This window comes from Algoriphagus confluentis, assembly GCF_036245625.1.
In the GTDB taxonomy this organism is placed as follows: Bacteria; Bacteroidota; Bacteroidia; order Cytophagales; family Cyclobacteriaceae; genus Algoriphagus; species Algoriphagus confluentis.
This window is the reverse complement of sequence record NZ_BTPD01000002.1, coordinates 89,069-109,980: the sequence shown is the minus strand read 5'-3', so window position 1 is coordinate 109,980 and position 20,912 is coordinate 89,069. Positions and strand designations below refer to the sequence as shown.

Here is a 20,912-nt window from a genome sequence, read left to right as displayed (position 1 = left end):
CCAGTGTCAGGCTGAGCGGAGTCGAAGCCTTTTTACATTTGTTCCAAAATACCGAGCACAATCCTGGCCGAATTGGCCGAGGCAGGTCCCACGAAAGAATTAAAATTCACCCTGGCGTGGTTATTCGCATTGTCGCTACAGGATCGGATAATGACAAAAGGGATCTCCAGGGTCCGGCAGATATGGGCAATCGCCGCGCCTTCCATTTCTGTGGCCAAGGCTCCAAATTCATCGTACAATTCCCTTGCTTTTTGATCGCTGCTGACGAAAACATCCCCAGTGGCGATGATTCCCTGAAACACCCTTGGCTTCCGGCCGGAAACCGGTTCTAATTCGGATTGGTCGGCAGCGGTTTTGGCCTTTTTCGCCAGTTCTGAGTCTGCTTGGATGAAAAGTTCTTGGTGATTCCCCCCACTCAGCCTTCGAAAAGGAGAAACTTGAAATCCCGTAGAGTCGATCTGTCCGAAGTCGTATTGGACCAATTGCTCCCCGATAACAATATCCCCCGGCATAGCATCGGGTGCCAATCCTCCTGCCACTCCGGTAAATATCAGGGTTTTGGGGCGATAGTTTTCTGTCAAAACGGCCGTACTATAGGAAGCATTGACTTTTCCGACTCCGGCTTTTAGTAGGACTACTTTTTGCCCCCTTAGTTTTCCAAGAAAGAAATCAATTCCTCCCTTGTTTTGGGTTTTGTATTTGCCCATCTCCTCCTTCAAAATGGCAATCTCCTCATCCAATGCCCCCATGATCGCAATCCGCTGGGCTTGGATTTCGACCAATACAAGGCAAAAAATGAGAGTAAAGGTGAGTTTTTTCAAATCCATAAAAAGAAAAGAGAAAGCAGGCTGATGACTGCAAGAATTGGGTTGATTTGGGAGGCTTTTCCCGTAAGCAAAAGTAAAACTGTCCAAGAAATAAAGCCAAATGAAATCCCAACGGAAAGGCTATAAGTGAAAGGAATCAATACAATAGTCAAAAATGAAGGCAAAGCTTCCTGAGGATTCTTCCAGTCAATATAGGTCAGCGGAATCACCATAAATGAACCTACAAGGACCAAGGCAATCGAGCTTGCGATGGTTGGGATGATGGACAAAAGCGGGGAGAAAAACATAAAAGGCAGAAAAAGCAATCCTGCTGTCACGGCTGTCCATCCTGTCCTTCCTCCCTCCTCGATCCCTACGGCTGACTCGATGTAGGCCGTACCCGAACTGCTTCCCACCAAACCAGCAAAGAGTGTGGCCAAAGAATCCGTCAGCAGTGATCTTCTCATATTTCGTGGACTTCCATCGGGATCTTTCAGTCCTGAAGCCTCCGAAAGCCCCACAAAGGTGGATATTCCGTCAAAGAGAATCGTGAAAGTGAACACAAAGATGACAGGGATATAAGCCACCCTCAAGGAACCCAATATGTCTGCTTTTCCCACCAAACTGAAATCCGGCATGGCCAAGACTCCGGAAAAGTTGACCAGCGTAGAAATCCCAAAATTCACGGCAGCAGCATCTCCCCACCAGCGCCCAATAGGCCAAGCCAAGACGGTGGTAAAGAGAATCCCGAAGATTATCGCCCCGGAAACGCGGCGAATCAGCAACCCTGCGGTGAATAACAATCCTGCCAAAAAAGTCAGACTAATAGGGTCTTTGAAGGCGGCCATACCTACCAAAGTGGCTTCATTTCCGATAATGAAGTGAGCGTTCTGGAAGCCGATAAAGCAAATAAACAATCCAATCCCCGCAGAAACGGCATGTCGGATGGCGGGAGGTATGGCCTGAATGATTTTCTCCCGAGTTTTGAAAACCGAAAGAATAAGGAAGATTACCCCTGACCAAAAGACTGCTCCCAAAGCTTCTTCGAAAGTCAGCCCAAAGCCCATCACAGCCGTGTAGGTAAAGAAAGCGTTGATTCCCATACCTGGAGCGACGACGATGGGATTTTTGGCATAGAGTCCCATCATCAGACTCCCAAATGCAGAGACCAAAACCGTGGCGGTCAATACTGCCGAAAAAGGCATTCCGGCTTCTGCTAGAATCGCAGGATTGACAATAATGATGTAAAAGCAGGCGAGGAAGGTAGATATCCCGGCGAGGATTTCGGTTTTGACATGGGACTTCATTGCAGAAAAATAGGGAAATGAATCCCAATTTGAAAAGCTCACAATCTACCCACCATCATCCCTCCATCTACTGCGATAATTTGCCCGGTAGCATAAGTCAAGTCCCCCCTTAGGATGGCTGCGACGATTTTCCCAACATCCTCTGGAGTTCCCAAACGCGATTCCAAGGTCAGCCCGTGGGAGATCTTTTCTTCGTAAATCTCCTTGACCTTGGCGGTCATGTCCGTCTCAATGACTCCGGGCTGTATTTCGTAGACAGGAATCCGCTGACTGGCCAATCGCACGGCAAATACCTGAGACATCATGGAAAGAGCTGATTTGGACATGCAGTAAGCCACCCGATTGGTAGAAGCCAATCGGGCTGAGACTGAGGTAATGTTCACTAAGGCGAAATCGGATACAGGGGAAGCCTTCTTTTGATCCAACATCCAACGTGCCACTGCTTGGGTAAGAAAAAAAGTGCCTCGCAAATTGATATCCATCAAATAATCAAAATCCTCCACTTCCACCTCCAAGACATCCGCCCGGACCCGTGGGGCCACCCCGGCATTATTGACAAGGAAATTGAGCTTTCCAAACTTCTCTTTCACTCCATTCAAAATGCTGGCCCGGTCGTTTTGCTCTGCGATATTTCCTGGAAAATACTCCACGCGAATGCCCTCTTTTTCCAAATCTAAGATCACATCCTCCACTTCTTCTTTTGCCCTGACTCCATTGAGCGCCAAGTCTATTCCCTCCTTGGCCAGCTTTTGAGCAATACCAAGCCCAATGCCTCGGGTGCCTCCTGTGATTAGTGCTACCTTTCTCATTCTCCTTTTACCAATTTTAGCTGTTCGTATTCAGGCATGGCTTTGTAGACCGGGTCCAAGGGAAAACACCCGGAAATCATCCCATTTCTAGGCGCTGTGGTACAATCCGAAAACGTACGGCAGATTTTCCCCCGCTTCAATCCCTCTCCTTTCAAAATATCCGCAGGCATATCCGGATAGCTTAACACCATTCTTCCAAAACCGATGGAATCTGCCTTCCCCGTCCTCAAGACATGTTGCCCCACATGGGGAAGCCACTCCTGCAAATAGGAATAGGCTGAACCGACCACATAAAACTCGGGGTACGCTTCCTTGATCTCAGCAGTGGCCTGAATCTGCCTTGCCACTCCATGTAAAGGATCTTCCGGGGGTAAATAGCCATCAGAAGGCGGGAAAAGGGCCGGGCGCTGAATGTGGGGATTGTAATAGGGACTTCCGGCAGTGGTGCAGAAAAGCTCAATCCCAAGCTCTTTCAGCACTTCCAAAAACTGAAAAGATTCGGTCATTTTGGATTGAATCCCGCTTTCATCCCCTCCAAAAGCGTATCGGTAGGGAGCCTCCATGGCTGGAACACCTTTTTCCTCAGGCCCTTTCTGAAAAGGAACCCAATCGAAAATGCTCATCCTCACCCCAATCTCCAGCCCCGGAGCGGCTTTTCGGATGCCATCCACAATCTCCCGGAGAAACCGGGTTCGGTTTTCAAAACTTCCTCCGTATTTCCCCTCTCTATCGTAGGCACTCAGAAATTCATGCCCCAAATACCCATGACAATGCTTGATATCCACGAAGTGAAACCCGGCTTTTTGAGCTAAAACTGCGGCTTTGATGTAATCCTCAATGATTCCTTCAATTTCTTCATCCGACATCACGGGGTAATCTTCAGATAGTCCAAACTTGGCATTCAACACAGAATGGGGATATAGAATCCTCGGCTCCATCTTCTTCTTGTCATTGGGCTTGCAAAAGCGTCCCGAATGCGTGAGCTGTAAGCCAATCAGGAAGTCGGACGTGTCGCCAAAATTCTCCCGATGCGTTTGCTGAAGCATGTCAAAAAGATCCACAAAATCAGGAAAGGTATAGGGATTCAGCAGGAGCTGATTGGGATTGGCCCTACCCTCGGGTCGAACAGCCACAGCCTCGCATCCCCACAGCAATTTGGCTCCGCTGAGTGCGAAGTTTTTCCAGCGCCTTTTGGTCAATTCACTCGGCCTCCCGTCTTCTGTCCCGTCCCAACCTTCCATAGGAAGAATGCAAAGTGCATTGCCAATTTTCCTACCAGATTTGAGAATATGAAGCTTCGCAAAGTGAGACCTCTCTCCTGATTCCAGCTCCTCGTCAAATTCAAGGGGAATCCGCTCTTTCTCCAGATGCTGTCGAAACAGATCGGCAGTTTTGAGCTGGGCTACTCGGGGGTATTGGGGTTTGTATTTTCCACTCATGGATTGACACAGTTGAGGTAGGTGTAATAGGTTTCCTTCTTAGCTATGCGCTGGATCAGCAGAGCCAGCTCACGGGCATGATAATCTCCCCACATGCTGGATTCTCCATGGGCCACTTTCCCTTTTTCCGGCACATAATCCCAACCGTTTGGTTGGTGGTAAATCGAATGCAAAATCAGGCCTTGATGCTGCGGGTGGGTTGAGAGGTAGGGTTCAGAGAAAAGAACCCCAGCGACCTGAATTCCGGCCTGAAGGTATCTTTCGGATCGCTCAGGGTCGAAATTTTTGAGATAATTACCAATACGAATCAAACCCTGTGCAGCTATGCAAGCCGCAGAGCTATCCACAGGTTCAAAGGCATTGAAGGGATCTGCAGGACGGTTGAGGTAATCGCCCATCCGATGGAGATTCGGGGCTCCGGTATCCCAATAGGGAATCCCGTCAGTCGGCGTATTTGCCAGATAAAACTCAGCTGTTGCAACAGCAGCCTGCTTGAGTTCGGCAATCAAGTCTGCTTTTGAGATCACAGGGGCATAGTCGGCTTCCGGGATTTGATCCAAAATCTCCAAAGTCTCCCCTACGCCGCAAATGGCCCAAGCCAAGCCTCGGGTCCAGGTACTGAACCCAGTATAACCTTGTTGGGAATTGGGACAGCGACAATTGCCGTCATTGGTATTGAAAATGATCTCATGGGCAGTTCTGCCCGGTACGTCATAGCTGTCTCTTCCCTTTCCATAAAAAACCGAAAAGCGAACGGTACTCAGAAGATGCTGCACTGCCCGTTGAATCAGGGAGATTTTGACATCGTTTTCTCCCTGAAGTACATGGCCCAGCTGATGAGAAACCACCAAAGCCCTGCAGCTTCGGATCGTATCCACAAAGAGGGAATGAGGGCCATTGAAAGAGTAAATAAATCCTCCATTTGGAATTTTAGTCCAACGAGTCGCCTGGACCGCGCCAGTGACTTTTAGGGCAAGCCTATAAAACTCCTTCTCCCAAGAGGAACCTTCAATTTTCCCTTCCTGAATCAATCGCAGAAGATTTCCATAGGTACTCACATTGTTGAAGCCGTGGTCATGGACGCCCGTATGAGTCAAATGAGGAGCCATTTTATCCACGGTATTTTTCCTTCCGATATCCAGGAATTCCTCTTCACCGGTGGCATCAAATTGTAAAATCGCGGACCCGAACTGGAAACCTTGAGTCCATTCAGTCCAGCCCCGGGTGACATAGATTCCTTTTTCTGTAAAAACAGGAGCCCCTTTTGAGGTATCAAAACTATCCTCTATAGCCCGGATTTTCTGGCCGGAAAGCTCCCAGAATCTCGGAAGCAAGTCTTGTACTGCCTGAAGGTCAATTGCGGAATTAAGCTGCATGGAGTTTCTTGGTTTTGGAATGGTGAAGGAGCATCAAAATAGATGTAGCTGGAATCAATATCAGATACATCGCCGCGTCAGTGGGCAAGCCGGCAAAACCAGCCGGAACCCATCCCAACAGACTAAGTACAAAATAACTGAGTCCAAGGGCGGAGAGAATCAGAATGGACTTTGGGGGATTTTTGAAAATCACCGCACTCAGGACCACCGGCGCAATCATCGACGTTCCGGCAAAGCTAACCCGAGCCAAAAGCACCAATTCGTCGCTAATCAGAGAAGAAAAGACCAAGACAATAAGGGAAAAAACCAAAATTCCCAGTTTGGTGATCCTCATGTTACGCTTATCATCTCCGCTCAGAAGCGACCTCAATTCTGTTCCCAAAGCGAAAATCTGGGCATTGGTAGTGGAGAGACAGGCAGCAAACAAACCGACCACAGCCAAAGCTGCTACCGGGTTGGCCTGATCAAAAAGCAAGGCTGAAGAAAGGAAATCAGCTGTACTGGCGTCTGGATATTTCACAGCTCCATAAAGGCCGATGAATGCCGTGGGCAAAATCACCAAAATGGCAAAAATACCCACGGCATAGGCCATTTTATGAACGGATTTTAAGTTTTTCATCACTACCAACCGTGTGGTAAACTGAGGCTGAGAAACCGGAATCATCATAATTGCGATGGTAGAAGCAATCAAAAATGCAGGACTGAACAATCCCTTGGGTCCGGGCAAAGAAAGGAGAGCTTCATTGCTTTCCAAGACCGCTTGGGTACCCGCTTCCACGCCGCCCGCCATGGTCAGGCAGGTCACTCCGATGATCCAAATGACCACCAAAAGAATCACTCCTTGGATCGCATCAGAGTACATGATGGCTTTTAGTCCCCCGATTTCTGAATAGACCAGCATGATTATCACCAAGAGTGCCGACCAGCCCCAATAGGGAAGTAAATCCGGAAAGGATGCATTAAGAAAAATGGAAATACCCCGGATTTGGATTGCCACATAGGGAATCAAAAACAGGAAAGAGCTCGCAAAAACGAGATACCCCGCCCACTTATTTCGGAAGCAGCTTTGGACAAATCCTGCCACTCCCTGATAGCCAACTTCAGCGGCTCTTTTGCGAAGAGCATAGCCAAACCAAAGAATAAAAAACACCATCAAGGCATCCGAAAACCCCAAAAAGATCCAAGCTCCCACTCCATGCACCCGGAAGAAATCCGGCATCCCCATAAATGTAAAAGCGCTAAAGAGGGCCGCTGAGAAAGTCAGAAAACCCAGAATCGTCCCGATGTTGGATCCTGCCAGCATAAACTCCTCGGAGCTTCTGTTTTTGCGGTAGGACTTATAGGAAGCATAAGCCAAAGAAGCCAAAAAGAGCAGGAAGAAGAAGAGCAGCCAACCGATCATTTTCCTTTGGAATCAAGATGTGGAAATACTCTGGAGCCCAAAAAAGTGAAAAGAACCAATAGGCAAGTCACCAAAAAACTCACCCAAAACACATAAGGCACTGAACCCAACATGGGTTGGGATTTTCCTTGGGAAAAAAGGAAAAGGAAAGAAATCAAAGTCAGCAAGACGACTGAAGATACGAGGAGTATCCATTTTCGGGAATTCATAGGCATTTTGGGTTGGATAGAAAATCCCCTGAAATCAATTCAGGCATGCTTAAAGTAGCGAATTCCACTCAAAAGCCTTTTTGAATGAAAAAGTAAATGCCTAAGAATCTACGGAAACAATTCCGTACATCTGAGGAATTATTGGAAGTTGAGGTAGATGGTCACGGACTTTCTCCTGATAGATTCAATTGCTGAGGCAAAGGCAGGATCGGTTTTTTCAGGCACATAAAGATTATTCAAGCCATGGGAAAAGCGGATTTCCGGAGCAAACTTGAAAAAGCGAAAATAAATCTCGAATCCCATCCCGGCCTCGATGGTGAAGTCCTGTCCGGTGGTTACAATCGGATCCAAGTTGGCCTCATCCTGAGACTTGGTCCTAAACTGATAGCTACCTCCACCGATGAAATACATTCGGGTATTATTAAATCGCTGAGAGCGGTACTTAAAAAGCAAGGGCAACTCGACCATGGTAGCCTCTGTAACCAATTCATCCGTGCGGATCCCCAGGTTACTTTCACCACCGGTATTATCCGGAGGCAGGTTGCCAAGTGGGGGATTGAAATAATTGACATCTACTCTGTACTCGTAAAAGCCGATTTTTGGAGTAAAAAGGAGATTTACCTGATCATGAAATCTTATTATGCCCATGAAGCCCAGTGAAAATCCAGGGGTGTATTTTGGGTAGATGGACTGAACCTCTGCCGTAGTCGGATTGGTCGGAGTCAGGAATGCATCTGCATAGCGAATTTGGTAGGTGGCTGTATGCCCCGCAAGAAAGAATCCATAGGATAGTGTCCTATCGTCAGATCCGGAAGTACTGGTCAGACCAAACAACCCTTGAGCCTTTGCAGTATTTCCCCCGCCAAAAATTAACAGGACAAGGAGTCCTATTTTTGCCCTACGTAGATCGAACTGATACCAAAAGTGAGTGGTTTGCATACGGTGCTGTGAAATCCGACTTTTTTCAATACGGCCAGAAAATCCTCTCCATCGGGAAATGCCTCAACTGACTCGGGAAGGTAAGTATAAGCAGAATTGTCCTTGGATACAATTTTACCCACCTGAGGCAAAATGGTGTTTGAATAGAAGGAGTAGGCCTGTTTCATCGGGAAAGCTCGGGGCTTACTGAATTCCAGAATGACCGTTTTTCCTCCAGGCTTAAGTACCCGATACATGTCTGCCAGCCCTTTTTCCAGATTCTCGAAGTTTCTGACTCCAAAAGAAACGATCACTGCATCAAACTTATTATCCTCAAACTGCAAACCTTCAGAATCTCCAAGATGCATTTCGATTTTGTCCTGAAGGCCTTTTTTGATCATCTTTTTCTGTCCTTCGGAAAGCATCCCTTCAGAAATATCCACTCCAATGATCTTGTCCGGATTCAAGGCCAAAGCCTCTATGGCGAAATCTCCCGTACCGGTAGCGATATCCAAGATTAGTTTAGGATGATCATTTTTGAGCACCTTCACCGCTTTTTTCCTCCAAATGATATCAATGCCCAAGCTCAACACATGATTGAGTAAGTCGTATTTGGGGCTGATGTTGTTAAACATCTCAGCCACTTGTGCTTTTTTGGGGTCTTGTTTGTCTTTGTAGGGTACTACAGTCATCACGAATCTTCTTTAAGGGGGCAAACTTACTACAGAAACCCGACTTAAAGAAAATTGTTGAAATACCGACCGGAAAAGCCTTTGGAAATAAAGCCCTATTTTTGTGATCAACTATCCGATCATGATCCAGAAAGCAGAATTTGTCGTCAGCAATACCCAACCCGAGAAATGCCCCAAGCCTGACCGTGCCGAAATCGCCTTCATCGGCAGGTCCAATGTGGGTAAAAGCTCCCTGATCAATCGGCTCACGGGGGTAAAAGAACTGGCAAAAACTTCCCAAAAGCCAGGAAAAACCCAATTGATCAATCATTTCAACATCAATGACCGATGGTATTTGGTGGATTTGCCGGGCTACGGCTTCGCAAAAGTCAGCAAAGACACCAAAGCCAAATGGGAAGTTATGATCAGCGGCTATCTGACCGGAAGAAAAAACCTCTGTGGAGTATTTATCCTGATTGACAGCCGTCTTCCGCCTCAGCAGATCGACCTGGAATTCCTGCTATGGTGCGGGACAGAAGGGATTCCGGCCGTCCTTGTATTTACCAAAGCTGACAAGCTGTCCAAATCTCAGGTAGACAAAAACGTGAAGGCTTTTTTGAAAAAAACCGAGGAGATCTTTGAAGAAGCCCCGGATTACTTTGTGACCTCGGCAGAGAAGGGAACAGGCAAAGATGAGTTGACTGCCTTTATTGAAGAACTGGTCATTGAGTACGAAGAAAACCAGACTAATTGAGCGATAATTCTATATTTGCACGCTGAAAATAATCAACAATGAATTTCAAAGATATTGCAAACGTATCCGGAAAACCCGGACTTTACCGAGTATTGAAACCAACCCGATCCGGAGTGATTTTGGAGTCTCTGGACGAGAAAAAAGCCAAATTTGTAGCCGGAATGTCCTCCCGAGTATCCATTTTGAGTGATATTTCTATCTACACACTGACTGAAGAAGGTGCTGAGCCCCTCGAGTCCGTGATGAAAAAAATCGAAGCCGAATATCAGGGAGATACCGGAGTGGATGCCAGTTCCTCAGACGCTGAACTTCGGGCTTTTCTAAAGTCTATTCTTCCTGAATTTGATGAAGCGAGGGTTTACACCTCCGACATCAAAAAACTCAACGCCTGGTACCAAATCATCCGAAAGCAGGCTCCTGAAGTTCTTCAGGACAATCCAAAAGAGGAAAAAGAAGAGTAATTAATGAGAAGAGGCCGAAATTAAAAACTCCGGCCTCCTTTTTTTTAGTCCAACGTTTTTAATCAACGACCTTAAATACTTTTTTCCAATGTGAACCTTGCCATATCGATCAGTCGCCGAAACAGTGATTTCATGCTCACCTGCACCTAGATTGACTGGAATTGGCGTTTTCCACAAATGCCGGCTAGGCTGTGCATTAGAGGGCCTTTTTCCTTGAATTATTTCCTCAGTCATATCCCATTCCAAAAGATCTACCAAATAGGCTGGATCTACTTCTTGGATTTGGTTCATTTTTATCCATTCACCTTCGTCAATTTTATACTTCACCTCATCTCCTGTAGCCCCCATAAAGAAATTAACATAAATTCCTGCGGTAGTTCGGAGGTCTTTTTTGAGGACTTTCGGGGCAAATATCTCCATTTGGTATTCTGCTGGTTTTCCAGCTACATGATACCGGATTTGGTATTGATTCCCCGCGAAATCCACCAAGGCAAAACCTTTGGGGGTGCCATCTCTCATCGTTGAAACAGGAATCCCATTTGCATCCAACACGCCTTTGTACCAATCTCCTGAGGTGGTCCCTACATTGTAATGATGGTGTGGTTTTTCCTGCTTCCATCCGTCTTCTTTTCCAAAGTAATCCTGCTTTTGCAAATGCGTGTGAGCAGACATGGAAAATGTATAGGGAAATTCTGCTAGCAAATCAAATAAACGCTGACGATCCTCATCCCTGAAGGAGTCTCCTTCTTCTGATAATGGAATGTGCATTGAAATTACCACCAAATGGTCTTTGGGAACCAATTTGAGATCATTTTCAACAAAGTCCAATTGGTCCGGACGCATGCCTCCCCAATATCCCTTACCATCCCGAGGATCTGGCCAAAGAATATCGTCCAACACGATAAAGTGCACTTTCCCTACATTGAACGAATAAGTACTGGGACCAAAGTGTGCCTCAAAAGTCTCATCTGCCAATTCATCCCAATCCACGTCATAGTTTTCGTCATGATTTCCCATGACATTGTACCAAGGGAGTCCCACTTTGGCTACCGCTCTGGAATAAGGATAGAAAAGATCAAGATCATCTCCTACCAAATCCCCTAAAGAAAGTCCAAAGGCCACATTTTGTATTCCTGCTACTTCATCTACGATTCCCCGATCAAAATAATCTACCTCCTCCAAATTGTAGGGCTGAGGGTCGCCGAAAATTAAAGCTGTAAACTTTTCAGGCTCCTCCTTTGGAATCAATCCAAAATTAATTTCTTTAGGAAGAGGTCCGGTAGGCTGGCTACCAGCATAGGTTAATTTGGGGGACCCCTCTGGCTTATGGATATAGAAAAACTGCGGCTTATTCAATGAATCAAGACAGACCTGATATCCACTTGGTTTGATTACAAAAATTAATTGACCGCTTGAAACAGGGATTTCATAGAAGCCATTGGCGTCTGAAGTGACGACAAGCTGTCCATTGGAAATTCCTACTCCTGGGATTCCGGGTTCTTTCCTGTCCTTTTTCCCGTTTTGATTTTGGTCAGAATAGACGTACCCTTTGGCTACTTCCTGAGCGGGCAAAGCAAATGAGATCGATCCCAAAAGAAGAGCAAGTAAGTAAATGGACTTTCTCATTTTTCCCACCAAACTTTAGTATTAATGTCATCTCCTCCCATCCGTGCCACAGCTTCCTGATAATTAATCGGATTGTTTATCTGAGCGTTGACCGGATATCTGAATCTGACAGGTACACGTTGGTCATTGAGCATTCCATCTGCTTTGGGAAGTACTGGAAAACCAGTACGCCGATACTCAAACCACTGCTGATAGTCATTGAAATACAAGGCAATGTATTTTTGAAAGAGTATTCTCTCCAGACTTCCATCATACGCTGCAAAGCTATTGGCGAAATAGGACTCTGGCAGGGTTACTGACCATTGCTCCATGGCGGCTTTGACCCCATTTTGATAAAATTCCTCAGCATCTCCCATAATCACCCCCCTTTGAGCTAATTCAGCTTTAATGAATTCAACTTCAGCGTAGGTCAATAGGAGTGATATCATAGGAGCCTGAACTAAGGCGATGTTGTGATTGGAAGGAATAAACTGAAACTGAGACTCTGTACCCCCATATCCCGATGGAATTCCTTTATACCCAATGGAAGTAGTACCATCCAATGCTCTTGCATTAGTCATAAACCGCATCCGACGGGGATCCTCCAATTCATTTAGGCGATCTGCAAAAAATTCGGAAATAGCGCGAAAGGTGGTAAAGTCAATTGCTCTTCCCCAAGGAGAAATATTTGGGACAACACCTGTGATCTTCAGTATTGCCGATTCCTCAGTGGATGTAAATACAGGATATTGAGTAGGATTGGAAAGGATGGAAGCCATTTTGATCAAAGCATCTGACTTCTTATTTGAAACCCTTAGAAGCAGGCGAAGATGTAAGGAATTGGTAAATTTCTTCCATCTTCCGACTTGGTTCCCAAAAAGGATATCTTCTCCATATACCATTGCTTTGCTGGGATCATAAAGTTGGTTGGCCTTTTCCAAATTTTCGAAAATAGCCTCATAGATATCCTCTTGAAGATCAAATTTTGCCTGAAAAATCCCTTGTTCACCCTTGCTCGCTTCAGAAAAAGGCACATCCCCAAAAGAATCAGTCAACTGGCTGGCTACCCAAGACTCCAAGGTCAATGCAATCGCCTCATAGTTTTGATCCTGTGCATGGATAGCTGCATCTTTCATTTCTCGAATGTTTACCAACCATCGGTAATAGGTATTCCAAGTTGAGTTGCCAGAGGACTCTGTAAGATCAAATCGATGTAAACCTCCGTTGGCACTTGGATAAGGAAGGGCCACCTGCATGATTTGGAAAGTAAATGCGTCTGCCCGATCAGTATTAAAACTACTTAACCCATAAATGATGGGATTTAAGAGAGTTCCAGGACTAATTTGATTTATACGGTTTGGGTCTGTATTGATTTCCTCAAATTCTCCAGTGCAGGAAAAGGCCAAGGAAAAAGTCAAAAAGACCGCAATTTTTTTTGCAAAATTCATTTTTCTGTTTCTTTAAAATTTCAGGTTAAGGTTTGCTCCAAAAGTTCGCGGGGTAGGTAATTGTCCCATTTCCACCCCGGGTAAAAGCGTGGAGCCGTTGAGCGCGGCTGTTTCAGGATCGAAAATTGGAAACTTGGTCCACATTGCAAGGTCTCGACCATAGAAAGCCAAGGAGGCTGCACGAATAGAGGTTCGGCTCAGGATTTTGGCAGGAATAGCATACTCCAATCGCATTTCCCGCAGCTTTATAAATGACGCATCAAAGGAGTTGGACTCCACATTAGCTCGGCGATAGTAATCTCCATAGTAGGTCGCCAAATTAACTTGGGTCGTATTGGGAGAAAAAGTTCCGTCAGCATTTTGGACTACGCCATCTCCGACTAGGAATCCGTCCTCTCTACCCCTCAAGGTATGGGTCAGTTTCCCCTGTTCGGACATTTTGTGGTGAGTCTGTGAATAGACAATCCCTCCGTACTGACCATCGAAAAGTATAGACATTCGGATGTTCTTATAGCTAACTTCGTTCCTTAGTCCTCCTTTCCAATCAGCAAATGCATTTCCTATATATTGGATTTCCTGTGGTCTGAGCGGAAGTCCGTTGGATCCAAAGACGATATCCCCTTCAGGAGAACGGACAAATCCGAATCCGTAAATATCCCCAGTGGTACCACCCACTCGGGCAATAATTGTGGCATTGCCTCCTGTACCAATCACCTGACTACCCTCTACCTCATCGGGCAGGGAAAGGACTTTGTTCCTGTTTCGGGCCCATGTCAACGTGGTGTTCCACTCAAATGGGCCTTTACGAACAGGAGTCCCATTCAAGACGACCTCCCAGCCTTTGTTTTGGACTGTACCGGCGTTCAAAATCGCACTGGAAAACCCAGTCACAATATCAATAGGTACCTGGATAATCTGATTTTTTGTCTCTGCTACGTAGTAATTCAGATCGAGACTTAGTCTTCTGTCTAAGAAGATTAATTCCAAACCGGTCTCAAAAGAAGTGGTGATTTCCGGTTTGAAATCTACATTGTATAAAGTAGTAGGTACAGAAGCCGAGCCGGGGAATTCACTTTGTCCGTAATATTTAGAAGTTCGATAGGGATCGGTATCATTGCCTACTTGGGCTCCAGATATTCTTAATTTGGCAAATGAAATAGGCTTTGGCAAAGACATTAAATCAGAAAGAACAAAGCTGGTGCTCAGGGAAGGATAGAAAAAGCTGTTGTTTTGAACCGGAAGGGTACTGGACCAATCATTTCGTCCAGTCAGATCAATAAAGATTTTCTCGTCCCAATCGAAGGAGGCCAAGCCGTAGACTGAATTGATCCTGCGGTTATTGTCACTGGTAGATACCGTTGGGTTATTGATGCCATTGGCTAATTTGTAAACCCCCGGAATGACAAGTCCGATAACTTCTGCACTGATCATGCGGAAGTTTCTGCTCATTTGGTTGGCTCCAATACTGGAGCTCAGGTTAATTTTATTTCCTATTTTTCCCCGATAGGTGAAAAGAAAATCAGAGTTGATTTCATAATTGGTAATATCCTGCTCCTTGTAAAAACCTCGTTGATAATTTGCAGAGGAGTAGGGTCTCTGTTGGGCTCTTTCCTCTTGGCTCATGGTGATTCCTGACCGAACCATCAGATCAAAATGCTCATTGAATGAGTAGGTGGCCGAAATGTTTCCTAAAAACGCATTGTTATTGACTGAATTGGTCATTTCATAGGCAATCAGAAAGGGGTTATCAATAAATGAACTAAAAGGATGAACCTGATCTACATTGGTCTGTCCAGATTTCCAAATTGGCCTATACCAGTCCAGGTCCACGTTTGGGTTTTGAAAAATCATGAAGTAAGCAATGGATTGATTATTATACCCCGTAGCCGGTAGATTATCACTTCTCTTGTTGGTGTAATTGGCCTTTACATTCAGCTTGAGTTTATCAGAAATGGATTGATTCACAGAAAGTGCGGCAACAAATCGCTCAAACCCGGTATTGGGCATTATCCATTCATTTTTGGTATGGGTAATGGAAGCCCTAACTGCTCCTCCAATATGACTTCCTTCCACTGCTACATTGTTAATTATATTGAACCCAGTTCTCCAGAAACCCTTGATGTTGTCCCGGTAAGGTCTCCAAGGCTGTCGGGTTGCCGATTGACCCTCCAAAGTAGGATCATATTGAAAATAGGACTGGCCGTCAAACCTTGGTCCAAAAGCGGAACTCGTCCCCCCTGTACTTGCCCCATCCTCAGAAGCCCCATAGGAATAGTAAAGCTCACCATCAGAGTTAAATGCCCTGCCGGTCCCTTGTCCATATTCATATTGGTAATCGGGCCATCTTAGAATATCATTAAAACTAATATTAGTATTGATGGACACTCCGATTCCTTTGGATTGTTTTGATCCTCCTTTGGTAGTGATGATTAGTGCACCATTTGCAGCACGGCTACCATAAAGCGCTGTAGCACTGGCCCCTTTTAATACGGTTATATTTTCAATATCGTCCGGGTTGAGATCAGCAATTCCGTTTCCAAAATCTACAGGAACATCACTTCCTGATCCTGCTCCATACGCGTTGGATACTCCGGAAGAGGTCAAACCAGAATTCATCGGAACTCCGTCAACCACAATCAGGGCAAAATTCCCATTGGGATTTAACGAGTTATTCCCCCTGAGGCTGATTTGGGAAGAGTTCATCGGACCAGAGCCTGCAGATAAGATATTCAATCCGGCTACTTTACCCCTTAAAGCATCTGACCAATTGTTGGATCTGGCTTCTAGCAAATCCTCCGAGCCAATCTTTTGAGTGGCATAGCCCAATGCTTTTTCCTCTCTTTCAATTCCCAATGCAGTCACCACCACCTCATTCAGAGCCAAGCCCTCGGTAAGCTGTACTGAAATAGAAGAAGAATTACCCACGACTCGTTCTATTGACTCAAATCCCACGAAGGAAAATACCAGAATATCATCAGGAGAAACCTCTAAGGAGTATTTTCCCTGCACATCAGTGATTGTCCCTCGACTGGTACTTTTGACAATCACAGTTGCCCCTGGAAGGGGTTCGTTAGAACTATCGGTGACTACACCGCTGACTCTAAATTGCTGGGCCTGGATGACCATCGCCGCAAAAAATGCGAAAATGAAAAGCATCCCCCGTTTGGTAAACTTTACAGGAACCATGAAAACTGAAATTTTTATCTGAAAAGGGTTTATAAAATATTGTGCAAACGTATCCCAGAGCTATTTTCCTTAAGTAAACTAAAGGTTATCAAAAAGTGAATTAACTCTTTATTAAGTCCTCCCTATTCAAAAAAAATGCAGCTAATTGACCAATAGACCCAGATTAAGTTGGTTAACATACCCTTTAAAACGGCATATTTTGCTGTCAAAAATTACCGAAAAATCAACTTATAAATAAGTAAGAATTAAACCCACAAACGGCAAATAAGTGAAAGGAAAGGTATTTCTTCTTGGGCCTTCCTTATTTCACTTTTTTCATTTGTTTAGCTATTTCAAAAAACATAGTAATCAATAAGTCCTGACTCATCTAATTCCATGGAAATTTCTCAAGCCAAAGAAGCCTTCCTCTTGATCTCAAAAAATTTTGACCTGGAAATTTCAGAGGAAAACTTGACTGAGAAAATGGCCATAGAACTCTTAGGGAAAGCTATAGCTGAGTTGCTGAATCAAAATCTCGAAAAACTCCTACAAATCTGTTACCGAGTCGATTTGGATGAAAATAAACTCAAGCAAATCCTTCATCGCTCCGATCCGGATTTTGTCGCTGCTGACCTTGCCCAAGCGCTTTGGGACCGGCAAAAGCTGAAAATCGAGATCCGAAGGAGATATTCCGAGAGCAAATAAGGCTTCCGGACCTTTCGTATCAATTCCCTCCTGTTTCTGTTTTTTTCCCTTTATTTTAAGAGGCAAATCCCAAAAAACCATGGCAAACCCCATTTGGATCATGACCTCGGCCTTTGATCAGCTCAATCTGGATCAAACCATCGAGAAGGCGAAAGAAATCGGCGTTCAGGGACTTGATCTCTGCGTTTTCAGAAAAGACGGAACCCGTGACGACTTTGTCGCCACTCATTTGGACTATGAAAACTTTGGCCCGGAACAAGCAAAAGCCCTGATCGAAAAGTTCAATGGCGCCCAACTCCGGCTTTCGATAGGAGCCTTCGAAAATCTCATCGGAGGAGATCCTGTTCAAAGGGTAAAAAACCAAAACCACCTGATCCGATTGATCCGAATGGCGTATCTCCTGGGAGGCGATGAAAATGATGTGAAGGTGGGGACTTTTGTGGGCTACAACCACGAATTGGGAAATGAAGAGGGTGGATTTGAAAAAAACCTTTTGGAATACCAACGCATTTTTGGGCCGATTATCCGCTATGCGGCGGATTTGGGAGTGACTGTTTTGTATGAAAACTGCCCCATGGAAGGCTGGAGAAGTTCAGGATTCACGGGAACATTCAACAACCTCACAGGAGTATTGGCCGCCCGAAAGCTGATGTACGAGTTGGTTCCAATGAAAAACCACGGGGAAATCTACGATCCTTCCCACGACGTGTGGCAGCATACGGATCCGGTGGAAGTGATCAAACACACGGATATGGATCGGCTAAAGCGGATTCATGTCAAATCCACCCGAAACAATCCAGATCCCTTTTGGGGAAACATGTATCCCATGCACCAAATCCGCCCCGAATGGGCTGAGAAACTGGGAATTCCCTCCAGCACCAACTCTTGGGATCGACACCATTACGAAGCCACTTTGCCGGGATTCGGACTAGGAGACTCCATGGACTGGAGAGCATTCATCAATACGCTCAAGCAAAGAGGCTTTTCAGGACCCTTTGAAATTGAAAATGAAGCGGTGCTTAGCAAGCAAACCGGAAAAATGGGAGCCATCGTCCAAGGCTGCAAAGCAGCAGTTCAAAATCTAGCTCCCCTAATGTGGAACCTCACAGATGAAGGCTGGACTTATCCGACCTCAGAATATCATCCGCTGAAGGATTTGAATCATCAAGACGTACCTGTAGTCACGATGGAGGAGATTCAGTAGACGGACCTTAGACAGGTGACATTGGGCGATTTAGCAGGAAAATCATTTAATAATTTACGTTTACAAAATAAACCTTTTTACTTTTTGAATGTAAATTTTTGTATTTTTATAAAGTACACCGAGGTTTTACTAGCCAAATTTTTGATCTGATGATACTTAAAGAGGATCTGCAAGCAGCTGTCGAAGGGCAAAGAAAAAGCCTTTCCAAAATAAAAGGATTGACTCAGCGGGAAGCCTTAGCAAAATTCAGTCCCACCAGTACTCATATCGAGGTGATTACAGGTGTCAGGCGAAGCGGAAAAAGTACGCTTATGCGCCAAATCATTGAAGAAACAACCACTGATTTTGCCTTTCTAAATTTTGAAGACCCAAGAATATTTGATTTTGAAATCGGAGATTTCCCAAAATTGGACGGACTTTTTGGGGAAGAAGTTTCGATTTATTTTTTTGATGAAATCCAAAATGTAAAAGGATGGGAAGTGTTTGTAAGGCAACTTCATGATCGGGGCAGGAAGGTTTTCATTACCGGATCCAATGCTTCTCTTCTAAGTAGCGAATTAGGCACAAAGCTGACAGGACGACACCTCTCCCATGAAATCCTCCCATTCTCCTATACAGAGTTTTTAGCCTATTGTAACCTTGAAAACTCAAATGAAAATTTCCTCGATTATTTGATCTCTGGAGGCTTTCCCGAGTATTTAAGAGACAGAAATCCTGAAGTCCTTCAGAATCTACTCAAAGACATCGTTTTTCGGGACATAGCTATTCGGCATGGTATTAAAAACACCCAAACACTGATGGAGATCACCTTATTTTTGATTGCCAACGTAGGAAAAACAACAAGTTTTAATAGCCTGCGAAAAACCTTCAACGTAGGCTCTCCGAGCACAGTCTCTGATTACTTGGCATGGCTGCAGGATTCATACTTACTGTTTTTTCTGCCAAAATTCAGTTGGTCACAAAAAAGTATCTCCAAAAATGCGAAAAAGGTCTATTGTGTGGACACGGGGTTTGCAAAGGCGAACTCACTGAGCTTTTCCAAAGACAGCGGTCGACTCTTAGAAAACCTGGTCTATCTCATTTTGAGAAAAAAGAGGATGGATTTATTCTATTTCAAAGAAAAAGGAGAGTGTGATTTTGTGGCTTTTGAAAGCAAGCAGTGCAAATGGCTCATTCAAGTGACAGAACGAGTCCATGCTGATAACAAAAAGGGGGAATTAGATGGCTTAACAGAAGCTATGTCCTTTTTTGAAAAAAAAGAAGGCTTCATCCTTACTTTAGACCAAGAGGATAAATTAATCATTGAGGGAAAGACCATCCATTTGGTTTCGGTGCGAGGATTTATTGAAAACTTCCTTTCCGGAGACAGTTAAGGAAGATCTCTTTCAAATTATCTCAATTACCCAATCCTTGCTCATATCCTAGATCAGCTGGAAGGTTACTCCCCATGGATGCTGCCACCGCCAGCTGATCGCATCGCTCGTTTTCGGGATGACCGGCATGGCCTTTCACCCAAAAAAACTTAGGCTTGTACTTAAGGTGGAGTGGAATGTATCGCAGCCACAGGTCGGGATTTTTTTTATCCTTGAAGCCCTTTTTTTGCCATCCCCAAAGCCAGCCCTTTTCGATGGCATCGACCACGTATTTGCTGTCCGAAAAAATCTGTACAGGATATTCTGTGGTATTCAATGCCTGAAGTCCCCGAATCACCGCCAAAAGCTCCATTCGGTTATTCGTCGTGAGCCGAAAGCCCTCAGAAAGCTCTTTTTCATGCTTCCCAAACTTCAGCACCACCCCATATCCTCCCGGACCGGGATTTCCTTTGGCAGCACCGTCTGTATAGATTTTGATCATAAGGAAAAAAGGAAAAGGTCACCCTTACATGGTGGAAATAGGGAAAGCATTGGATTTGAAAATCTTCACGGCAATGGACAGGAGGATGATTCCAAAAATCCTCCTCAGCACATCCACTCCGGTCTTGCCCAGCTTTCGCTCCAGCCAATTGGTGCTCTTGAGGACCACGTAGACAAAAATCAGGTTGAGTAATATGCCGATCGCGATATTGATCTGCTCAAATTCCGCCTTCAAAGTAAGGATCGTAGTCAAAGTACCTGCCCCTGCAATCAGGGGAAAAGCAATGGGCACGATGGAGGCACTGGAAGTAGCCTCTGGATCCGGCTTAAAAAGCTCGATCCCCAAAATCATCTCCGCCCCAAGGGCAAAAATGATCAAGGCACCGGCGATGGCAAAATCCTCCACTCCGATACCAAAAAGGCCCAAAATAGACTTTCCAACCAACAGAAAAGCAATCATCAAAACCCCTGCAGCCAGGGTAGCCTTTTCGGACTGGATATGACCTACTTTTTTGCGGAGATTGATGATGATGGGAATAGAACCCAAAATATCAATCACCGAAAAAAGAATCAGGGAAACGGACAGGACTTCTTTCGCATCAAACATGCGGCAAAATTAAGGATTCCTTTTGGCCCAAGTGTAGAACAATCCATAAAGAACGGGGGAAATTTAGAATATCACTGTCTTTAAGACTTTTTAAAACCTTTGGAAGAAAGGATCTAAAAATCAAGAAAAAGACACTTTTTGCAAAAAGCTCAAAAAGCCCAAATCTGGGGATT

19 protein-coding genes are annotated in these 20,912 nt (G+C 45.0%); 5 read left to right on the top strand and 14 right to left on the bottom strand.

Translation table 11 applies throughout. From position 1 onward, the window contains the following. Window positions 1-32: 32 nt before the first annotated feature. The 9 genes from AAA943_RS03105 to ubiE all read right to left on the bottom strand — a co-directional run bounded on the left by AAA943_RS03105 (window position 33) and on the right by ubiE (window position 8,958). Window positions 33-827, bottom strand: coding sequence for a 5'-methylthioadenosine/adenosylhomocysteine nucleosidase (locus AAA943_RS03105; protein WP_338222791.1), 795 nt, complete (start codon window positions 825-827; stop codon window positions 33-35). Continuing rightward, entirely contained in the window at window positions 818-2,113 is a 1,296-nt protein-coding gene (locus AAA943_RS03100) for an NCS2 family permease (protein ID WP_338222790.1), read from the bottom strand. Before AAA943_RS03100 ends, AAA943_RS03105 begins: the two co-directional genes overlap by 10 nt. A 38-nt stretch (window positions 2,114-2,151) precedes the next feature. Next, window positions 2,152-2,922 (bottom strand): 3-ketoacyl-ACP reductase, encoded by a 771-nt coding sequence (locus AAA943_RS03095; protein WP_338222789.1) that lies wholly within the window; start codon window positions 2,920-2,922, stop codon window positions 2,152-2,154. After that, a complete protein-coding gene (locus tag AAA943_RS03090) occupies window positions 2,919-4,361 on the bottom strand; it encodes an oxidoreductase (protein ID WP_338222788.1) in 1,443 nt (480 codons plus the stop codon). Before AAA943_RS03090 ends, AAA943_RS03095 begins: the two co-directional genes overlap by 4 nt. Further along, window positions 4,358-5,737 carry a glycosyl hydrolase gene (locus tag AAA943_RS03085; protein WP_338222787.1) on the bottom strand — a complete coding sequence of 460 codons (1,380 nt, stop codon included), beginning with the start codon at window positions 5,735-5,737 and terminating at the stop codon, window positions 4,358-4,360. Before AAA943_RS03085 ends, AAA943_RS03090 begins: the two co-directional genes overlap by 4 nt. Then, entirely contained in the window at window positions 5,727-7,139 is a 1,413-nt protein-coding gene (locus tag AAA943_RS03080; protein ID WP_338222786.1) for a sodium:solute symporter family protein, read from the bottom strand. Before AAA943_RS03080 ends, AAA943_RS03085 begins: the two co-directional genes overlap by 11 nt. After that, entirely contained in the window at window positions 7,136-7,348 is a 213-nt protein-coding gene (locus AAA943_RS03075; protein ID WP_338221165.1) for a hypothetical protein, read from the bottom strand. The genes AAA943_RS03080 and AAA943_RS03075 overlap by 4 nt, the downstream gene beginning before the upstream one ends. Before the next feature lie 138 nt (window positions 7,349-7,486). After that, complete coding sequence (gene porT, locus AAA943_RS03070) at window positions 7,487-8,287, bottom strand: type IX secretion/gliding motility protein PorT/SprT (RefSeq protein ID WP_338222785.1); 801 nt, start codon at window positions 8,285-8,287, stop codon at window positions 7,487-7,489. Beyond that, window positions 8,236-8,958, bottom strand: coding sequence for a bifunctional demethylmenaquinone methyltransferase/2-methoxy-6-polyprenyl-1,4-benzoquinol methylase UbiE (gene ubiE / locus AAA943_RS03065; RefSeq protein WP_338222784.1), 723 nt, complete (start codon window positions 8,956-8,958; stop codon window positions 8,236-8,238). The genes porT and ubiE overlap by 52 nt, the downstream gene beginning before the upstream one ends. Window positions 8,959-9,079: 121 nt before the next feature. Between ubiE and yihA the strand changes: the two genes are divergently transcribed. After that, window positions 9,080-9,691, top strand: a complete 612-nt coding sequence (yihA, locus tag AAA943_RS03060) for a ribosome biogenesis GTP-binding protein YihA/YsxC (RefSeq protein ID WP_338222783.1) — start codon at window positions 9,080-9,082, stop codon at window positions 9,689-9,691. 38 nt (window positions 9,692-9,729) lie between these two features. Further along, window positions 9,730-10,152, top strand: a complete 423-nt coding sequence (locus AAA943_RS03055) for a DUF5606 family protein (RefSeq protein WP_338222782.1) — start codon at window positions 9,730-9,732, stop codon at window positions 10,150-10,152. On the opposite strand, the gene AAA943_RS03050 is transcribed toward AAA943_RS03055, so the two are convergent. Genes AAA943_RS03050 through AAA943_RS03040 form a run of 3 tightly spaced genes read right to left on the bottom strand, consistent with a single transcriptional unit; the run spans window position 10,153 to window position 16,391 of the window. Continuing rightward, complete coding sequence (locus tag AAA943_RS03050; protein WP_338222781.1) at window positions 10,153-11,778, bottom strand: calcineurin-like phosphoesterase C-terminal domain-containing protein; 1,626 nt, start codon at window positions 11,776-11,778, stop codon at window positions 10,153-10,155. Then, window positions 11,775-13,205, bottom strand: a complete 1,431-nt coding sequence (locus tag AAA943_RS03045) for a SusD/RagB family nutrient-binding outer membrane lipoprotein (protein ID WP_338222780.1) — start codon at window positions 13,203-13,205, stop codon at window positions 11,775-11,777. The genes AAA943_RS03050 and AAA943_RS03045 overlap by 4 nt, the downstream gene beginning before the upstream one ends. Window positions 13,206-13,217: 12 nt before the next feature. Continuing rightward, window positions 13,218-16,391, bottom strand: a complete 3,174-nt coding sequence (locus AAA943_RS03040) for a SusC/RagA family TonB-linked outer membrane protein (protein WP_338222779.1) — start codon at window positions 16,389-16,391, stop codon at window positions 13,218-13,220. Window positions 16,392-16,766: 375 nt separating this feature from the next. Between AAA943_RS03040 and AAA943_RS03035 the strand changes: the two genes are divergently transcribed. From AAA943_RS03035 to AAA943_RS03025, 3 genes are all read left to right on the top strand, one after another. After that, window positions 16,767-17,075, top strand: coding sequence for a hypothetical protein (locus AAA943_RS03035; RefSeq protein WP_338222778.1), 309 nt, complete (start codon window positions 16,767-16,769; stop codon window positions 17,073-17,075). A gap of 79 nt (window positions 17,076-17,154) precedes the next feature. Then, the gene (locus AAA943_RS03030) at window positions 17,155-18,279 is read left to right on the top strand and encodes a sugar phosphate isomerase/epimerase family protein (protein WP_338222777.1); all 1,125 of its coding nucleotides are present in this window, start codon (window positions 17,155-17,157) and stop codon (window positions 18,277-18,279) included. 149 nt (window positions 18,280-18,428) lie between these two features. Then, on the top strand, window positions 18,429-19,652 hold the full coding sequence (locus AAA943_RS03025) for an ATP-binding protein (RefSeq protein ID WP_338222776.1): 1,224 nt from the start codon (window positions 18,429-18,431) through the stop codon (window positions 19,650-19,652). 22 nt (window positions 19,653-19,674) lie between these two features. On the opposite strand, the gene rnhA is transcribed toward AAA943_RS03025, so the two are convergent. Both rnhA and AAA943_RS03015 read right to left on the bottom strand, forming a co-directional pair. Beyond that, entirely contained in the window at window positions 19,675-20,133 is a 459-nt protein-coding gene (gene rnhA / locus AAA943_RS03020) for a ribonuclease HI (RefSeq protein WP_338222775.1), read from the bottom strand. Between the two features lie 24 nt (window positions 20,134-20,157). After that, window positions 20,158-20,739 (bottom strand): MarC family protein, encoded by a 582-nt coding sequence (locus AAA943_RS03015; protein ID WP_338221174.1) that lies wholly within the window; start codon window positions 20,737-20,739, stop codon window positions 20,158-20,160. Between the last annotated feature and the right edge of the window lie 173 nt (window positions 20,740-20,912).